Source organism: Novosphingobium sp. LASN5T (genome assembly GCF_003856955.1).
In the GTDB taxonomy this organism is placed as follows: Bacteria; Pseudomonadota; Alphaproteobacteria; order Sphingomonadales; family Sphingomonadaceae; genus Novosphingobium.
This window is the reverse complement of record NZ_RQSI01000004.1, coordinates 199,089-205,453: the sequence shown is the minus strand read 5'-3', so window position 1 is coordinate 205,453 and position 6,365 is coordinate 199,089. Positions and strand designations below refer to the sequence as shown.

The window sequence follows — 6,365 nt, the reverse complement described above, 5'->3', positions numbered from 1 at the left end:
AAAAACGTTCTTTGACGTATCCATGCCTATGCGGGTAATTTGCTCCACGGGCGGCTCCCTTGATTGAGTCTTGCAACGCACTCACTCTGGCACATTGCGATGCCGTTGGGAGCCGTCCACCCCAACAAGGCAGCATCGTGCAGGAGCTGGCCGACGCGAAAGGATGCACCGCACAGGCCGAACAGGAAGAACTTTCCGAGGCGGCACGGGCGAAGCGGCACCGCGCCCTCATCACCGAAGCTTATGAAAGGAACCAATCCAATGCGGCCTGAACATGGGTTCCTGCCTACGACCATCGCGCGGACGATCCTGTCCCGCATGCAGATCGTACACGACACCCAGCGCATTGCCATTTTCTCCGGGCCTCCCGGTATCGGCAAGACCACCGCAATCAACGAGTTCGTCTCCGCTAATCCCGGCGAAGCTGAAGTCGTCACGATCAAGAAGGAAAATGCGTCGTCGCGGATCGTCATCCAGTATGCATTGGAAGCGGTACGTCGCCTGACCGACAATATCGACGGCCACGTATATACCGACACCTATCTGATAGGCAGGCAGTTCCGCAAGGAAGTCGCGAAGCTGGCGGATTATAACGGGTTCGACCGGGAAGCGATGCGCCTGACACTGATATTCGATGAAGCGCAAACCCTCACCAAAACCGCTATCGAAGAACTGCGGCACTGGAATGATGCTGCCGACAATGATCTGCCCTTCAAGATCGGCCTGATCTTCGTCGGCAACGAGGAATTCTCCCTCAAGTCGTCCGGATCAGGACAAAGCGTTATCAGTGCGGCCGTATCCGATCGCGCGCGCTTCATCGAAAGCTTCAGCTATTCGGACCTGACCGATGGGGACCTTGCCGCGTTCATCCATGCGCACGGTATCGACGATGCCGAAGCCGTGTCTGCGATCGTCCGCCGCTTCTCCGGTCCGCGCGCGGTCCGAAGCTTCCGTCGCGTGGCCGACCTTATCGAAGACCTCGCGATGGTCGCCAATGGCGAGCCGGTGACGGCCGAAATCGTCAAGTCAATAATCTAGGGTAGTGGAGATTTACATGGATGCTCCAATCATCACAAAAGAACGAGTTTCTTATGTTAGCGGAATGACACTTCTCGAAGAAAGCATACGCGCCCTTCAATCGGTAATTAATATATGCAACGAAACTTGCTCAAGGTCGGAATTTGAAGAAGACGATATTTATGTAATCCGAAATCTATTGAATGTCACATTGACAAGTTTTTTCAACACACAGGAGCATTTCAACTCCTGCTGGCGTTGGGGCTGCGGCGACACCCATGAACGCTAAGCGGCTCAAGCTCGTGCAGATCGCGCGCAAGGCCCTGGGTCTCGATGACGAGGCTTACCGCGCTATCCTTCGCAACTACGGCGGCGTGGAAAGCTCGGCCGATCTGGACGATCGCGGCTTCGCCCGCGTGATGGACCGCTTCCGCTATCTCGGCTTCGTGAGCGACAAGCGCGCAGCGGCGTTCAGCCCGCATGACCGGATCGGCATGGCGTCGGCCGCGCAGATCAGCATGATCCGCGATCTGTGGGCGGCCAATACCGATGGCGCGCCGGAAGCGGCGCTGAACCGGTGGCTGGACGGCCATTTCCATATTTCAGCGCTGCGGTTCCTGACGGACGTGAAGGCCCGGAAGGTCATCGGCGCGCTGAAGACGTGGGACGCGCGCAAGCAGGCCAAGGCCGGCAGCACCGATCGCGAGGCGAACCAGACAGCCGGCTGAACGCCGGTAGCAACCCCGTTTCAAGTCCCTTTTAACCGTGGAGAACATACAATGACCAACAAGGAACGCTCCTATCAGCTGATAGACAACGCGAACTATGCGCTGGATGGATTGGTGAAGCTGCTCACCAGCGGCCACCAGCATGTTTACGTGGAGCCTCGCAGCTTCGCCGCGCTGCTCGATATGATCCGCGATCAGATCAGCGGCATCATGATCGACGAAACCGGCACGGTCGAGATCGGCGGCGATGCGGTGAAGCCGGTGGACCACGCGCCGAAGTCCATCATCGAGATCAAGGACGAATTCATCCGCGCCGCCGATATGGACAACGAGACGGTCGTTGATGACGTGTCGTTCGCCCTCAATGCGCTGGAAGTCATCTTTTCCGATCAGGAACAGGACAAGCAGGTCAAAGCCGTCGAAGTGTCCAGCCTGATCCGCGTGGTGCGCCTGCGGCTGGAACGGTTCGTCGTCGGCAAGAACCTCTCGGAAGTGCTGGCTTCGGCATGAGCGGTGATCGGCAACTGGACCACGTCTCGGTGGACCTCGAACTTGAAGTCTTCGAGGCTCCGGGCGGCACTGGCGAGGGCATCACGTTCTCCGCGATCCACGGCGAAGTGATGACCGCGATCCGCAAGGGTGACCGCTCACTGTTCGTGCTGATGACCAGCGAGCAGTTGGAGACGCTCGTTTCGCAACTGGCCGGCCGCGTCGCCGCTGTCGCGAAGGCCAACACCACGGGGCCGGGAACGGTCCAGTAGTCCAAGGGTGGCCACATCGGGGGTGCCACCCCGATGCGGCCTGTTACAGTGAGGACACGTAACATGCATACCGTAGTGGATTATGCCGCAGGCGTCGAGGAAGCGCGTGCCTGGCTGATCGAACACAAGGCCGAAGCACAGCTTAGCTGGCCACAGATTGCCAAGTTCACCGATGCCGGCCCTTCGACGCTCTCTCTGTTTGCGTCAGACAGCTATGCTGGCGACAACACCAAGGTCGCCACCAAGGTTCTGGCCTATCGGGACCGTCTGCACATGCAGACGGAAATCATCGGCGATTCGCCGATGGTTCCCGAATGGTACGATACGGCCACCTCGCGCCGCATCACGGAACTGCTGCGCTGGGCACAGAGCGGCGAATTCGTGCTGATCGTCACCGATCCCGGCATCGGCAAGACGATCACAGCTGAACGCTTCGCCAGTGCCGATCCCAACGTCTGGCTGGCCACAATGTCGCCGGCCACGGCCGGCGTCGGCACGATGTCGGCCGAAGTCGCCGAAGCGATCGGCCTTGGCCAACTGGTGGGCAGTCCGCAGCAGCTTTCGCGCAAGGTGCGGGACTTCGTGCGCGGCAAGAGCGGCCTGATCATCGTCGATGAGGCGCAGGAACTCACCGACAAGGCCATCAACGAAATCCGGGGCTGGTACGATCGCACCAAGGTTGGCGTCGCGCTGCTGGGCAACAGTGGGGTTCTTGGCCGGTCCAAAAGCCGCACAAGCGCGCTGGCGCAAGTGGTCAGCCGGTTTTCCATGCGCCATTCCCAGGCATCGGCCACGCCCGAAGATATCGCGGCCTGTCTCGATGCGTGGGGCATCGCCGACGAACAACAGCGCGATTTTTTGCACCGGATCGGGAGGATGCCGGGCGCGCTGCGGGAAGTCACGCACACGCTCAAGATTGCGCTGATGGCCTCGTTCAGCGCCGGAACGCCCCTGACGCTGAACCATCTGGAACAGGCGGCGCGCGAACGCAGCCCGCAGTTCGGTGCGCTCTGATGCGGCCGAACCACGAACCGGACATCGTGGTCCGGATCGCCGCCGATCCGCAAATGCGCGATCTGGCACACCTGCAACAGGCGATGAGCGCCTTAGCCGCGCGGGTGCTGGCGATCCATGCCGCCGCCAGCCTGTTTGCGGCGGCGCTGGCGGCCGTCGTCTTCGCGCTTGGCTGCATCCCCTCGCTACTTGCGGGGGTGCGGCCATGACCGGGCACCACAGAACGCCTGTAGAACGCGCTGGGGCATATTGGCACCCCGAACCCGGAAATGCCGCACACCCCACCTCTTACACCCTTTTACGCCCTTTTAGGACGGCATCGGGCGGCAGCGACGCCCTCCCGATCTGCAACCGCGCGAATTCGCGCGGTGTCCTCGATGCGTGAGGGCTGTTGCCATGATCCAGAACGCAGCCTTCACCGCCCCACCAATTCCCGATGACATCAAGCCGGGAAAGGGGTGGAGCAAGATCATGATCGAGATGGCCGGCTACATCGGCGCGCGCGACGTTCTGCGTCTGTGCGAGCAGTATGGCGGTCAGCAGGTCTATTTTCCGGCCGATCCGGCGAAGACGCCGTTTGTCGAGGATATCGGCCAGGACAAGGCGGATGCCCTTTGCGCGGCGTTCCGCCTGCATCGGGTGACATTGCCGACGGCACGCTTCGCCATTTCCCGCGCGCGGCGCGCAGGCGTCATCGCGGCCGCGAGGGCACGCCGAATGACTGTAGCCCAAGCGGCAGCAATGTTGCATCTACGGCATGATACAGTCTCCCGGCTGGTGAAGCAGGAAGATGAGGGTTGCGATGACGCGCAAATCTATCATGTTCCGCGCCCGAAGGACCCACGCCAAATAGAGATGTTCCCCGATACCGGGGATAACTGAACCCCTTATTGCGCCGACCATCATTAATCTGCGTTCTATTGATGCTGTAACCCGGATGCCGTGAGTTGGCATCCAATGAAGACATTGCCGCTCGCATTCTAGTCGGGGTGTGCAATGCAGGTTGTTTCAAACGGTGTCGGTCAACAGGCGGAGCTTTCTCCGCAAGCGCACGGCGCGTTGACCGAGCCGGCCGAAGCGACGCCGGACAAGCGCATACTTTCCCGGCTCACGCTAGAAGACCTCCCGATCCCGCCTGATATAAAGGTTCATGAGTACTGGCCGCCATTGCTGGCGGAAATGGCCGATCACATCGGCGCATACGACACCCTGCGCGTAGTCGATGCCTTTGCCGGTCGGGATGTCTATTTCCCGATGGATGTCGAACGAAGCCCATTTACGCAAGTGATCGGGCGAGAAAAGGCAACCATCCTTAGCCACGTCTACGGCCGCGAACGCCTGCCGATCCCGACCGGCAGTGACACACTGCTTCATGCCAAACGACAGGGCGTCATCGCCGCTATCCGCGCGGGCCGGCTAAGCGTTGTGCAAGGTGCTTCCATCCTGCGCATGGCACGTCGGCATGTTTCCAGACTGGTGAACAAGACCGACGAAGGCATCGGCTATGCGCCGATCGACCTTCCCGAACCTCGCGTCCTCGTGGCGCTTCGCGAAGCGGCGCAGATCGCGGCGGAACAGTTGCGCGCGCTCTCGGCACCCTTCGATGCGGTCGAGGCCACGACAACCAAAATCCTCGACATTTTCTTCAAGCCAACCTCCCCCCAAAAAGGACTGAACGATGACCACAGCGCTGGGCAATGACCTTACCGCATTCGTGAACATGGCGCGCCACAGTGCCGCCGTGCAGGAAATCGACGATCGGATTGCGGGATGCCATTCCCGCATCGCCGCGCTGAACCAGCGGTGCGAACCGCTGCATCAGCAGGTCGCCGAACTTCAGCAGGCCAGCCCGTTGGACATCGGCCCCGACGCCACGCACGTGGCCGCGTTGATGGCCGATCCGGAGCAGCGGCCTGACATCGCCGCTATCACGGAAACCGTCAGCGCCGCGCGCAAGGACGAAGATGTGCGGCAACTGACCATCGCGACGTTACAGGCGGCGATCAGCGGGTTTGGCAATGAAATCGCACTGATCGAACAGGAAATCGCCGCTCTGGCTGTTAAGCGGCAAGCCGCGTGGCTCAAGTTCGCCAAGGTCGCGCGCGATGATCTGCACCGCCTTTTCATCGAGCGCTTCGGGCACCTGCATGCTCTGGTCATGCGCCCGCTGGACGCAATTGCGCGTCTTCGCGACGCCGAAGGGCGGGGCCTGCTGTCCGCGAAGGAAGGTGGCGCGACGCGCTTCTCTCGCGATACGTTGGTTGCCGTCGAAACGTGGGATCTGTCCGGGTCCGCATACTACACGGAGAAATTGTTCGACGCCGGCCGATCTAGCTCCTCCCAGCGTGAGGTTGAAAATGCCATGACGGAATTCCGCGCCATGCTGGCCGTCGCCCTCGCGCACGAGGACGCCGCGCAACAAGCCGGCCAGACCTGATCCCGAGATCGGCGGCGCATTCCTGTTCGCGTCGCTGATACCCGGAAGCGCGGTTCTGGTCCTTTTCCCGCGCTTCCGCGCCCCCGGCGAAACCCCACTCGCCGGGGGCGCATTGACCAAGCAAGTACCCCATGGAGTTCGCAATGGAAGCCTCGACCGGAAACACGTCGGCCCAACTCGGCAACACGATCGTTCAGTTGCTGGATGCCGAGAATGCGCAGCGCCTTGAGCACGCGAAAGAAGCCATCTTTGGGTTGACCGCGATGTGCCTCAGCTGTCGCGGCACCGCGCTTCACGAACTGGGATCGATCGGCCGAATGCTCCAGCTGGTCGCCGCGCTGCTGGATGACATCAAGATCGGCGTGACGCCGGAAGACCTGCCGGGATGAAGGATCGCGCCCGGCGACG

Annotated in this window: 11 protein-coding genes; all 11 read left to right on the top strand. The window is 61.2% G+C overall.

Annotated features, from left to right (window positions below):
- Positions 1 to 137: 137 nt before the first annotated feature.
- A complete protein-coding gene (locus EH199_RS24945; protein WP_255420441.1) occupies positions 138 to 272 on the top strand; it encodes a hypothetical protein in 135 nt (44 codons plus the stop codon).
- The gene (locus tag EH199_RS05350) at positions 262 to 1,038 is read left to right on the top strand and encodes an ATP-binding protein (RefSeq protein ID WP_190287139.1); all 777 of its coding nucleotides are present in this window, start codon (positions 262 to 264) and stop codon (positions 1,036 to 1,038) included. The genes EH199_RS24945 and EH199_RS05350 overlap by 11 nt, the downstream gene beginning before the upstream one ends.
- Positions 1,039 to 1,295: 257 nt before the next feature.
- The gene (locus EH199_RS05345) at positions 1,296 to 1,745 is read left to right on the top strand and encodes a regulatory protein GemA (RefSeq protein WP_124808233.1); all 450 of its coding nucleotides are present in this window, start codon (positions 1,296 to 1,298) and stop codon (positions 1,743 to 1,745) included.
- 51 nt (positions 1,746 to 1,796) lie between these two features.
- Complete coding sequence (locus tag EH199_RS05340) at positions 1,797 to 2,255, top strand: hypothetical protein (protein ID WP_124808232.1); 459 nt, start codon at positions 1,797 to 1,799, stop codon at positions 2,253 to 2,255.
- Positions 2,252 to 2,506 carry a hypothetical protein gene (locus EH199_RS05335; protein WP_124808231.1) on the top strand — a complete coding sequence of 85 codons (255 nt, stop codon included), beginning with the start codon at positions 2,252 to 2,254 and terminating at the stop codon, positions 2,504 to 2,506. The genes EH199_RS05340 and EH199_RS05335 overlap by 4 nt, the downstream gene beginning before the upstream one ends.
- A 63-nt stretch (positions 2,507 to 2,569) precedes the next feature.
- The gene (locus tag EH199_RS05330; RefSeq protein WP_190287138.1) at positions 2,570 to 3,520 is read left to right on the top strand and encodes an AAA family ATPase; all 951 of its coding nucleotides are present in this window, start codon (positions 2,570 to 2,572) and stop codon (positions 3,518 to 3,520) included.
- Positions 3,520 to 3,729 carry a hypothetical protein gene (locus EH199_RS05325; RefSeq protein ID WP_124808229.1) on the top strand — a complete coding sequence of 70 codons (210 nt, stop codon included), beginning with the start codon at positions 3,520 to 3,522 and terminating at the stop codon, positions 3,727 to 3,729. The genes EH199_RS05330 and EH199_RS05325 overlap by 1 nt, the downstream gene beginning before the upstream one ends.
- A 187-nt stretch (positions 3,730 to 3,916) precedes the next feature.
- Positions 3,917 to 4,402, top strand: a complete 486-nt coding sequence (locus EH199_RS05320) for a hypothetical protein (protein WP_124808228.1) — start codon at positions 3,917 to 3,919, stop codon at positions 4,400 to 4,402.
- 114 nt (positions 4,403 to 4,516) lie between these two features.
- Positions 4,517 to 5,221 carry a hypothetical protein gene (locus EH199_RS05315; protein WP_124808227.1) on the top strand — a complete coding sequence of 235 codons (705 nt, stop codon included), beginning with the start codon at positions 4,517 to 4,519 and terminating at the stop codon, positions 5,219 to 5,221.
- Complete coding sequence (locus EH199_RS05310; RefSeq protein WP_124808226.1) at positions 5,199 to 5,957, top strand: hypothetical protein; 759 nt, start codon at positions 5,199 to 5,201, stop codon at positions 5,955 to 5,957. Before EH199_RS05315 ends, EH199_RS05310 begins: the two co-directional genes overlap by 23 nt.
- 131 nt (positions 5,958 to 6,088) lie before the next feature.
- Positions 6,089 to 6,346: a hypothetical protein gene (locus EH199_RS05305; RefSeq protein ID WP_124808225.1), complete on the top strand. Its 258-nt coding sequence runs from the start codon at positions 6,089 to 6,091 to the stop codon at positions 6,344 to 6,346.
- Positions 6,347 to 6,365 lie beyond the last annotated feature (19 nt).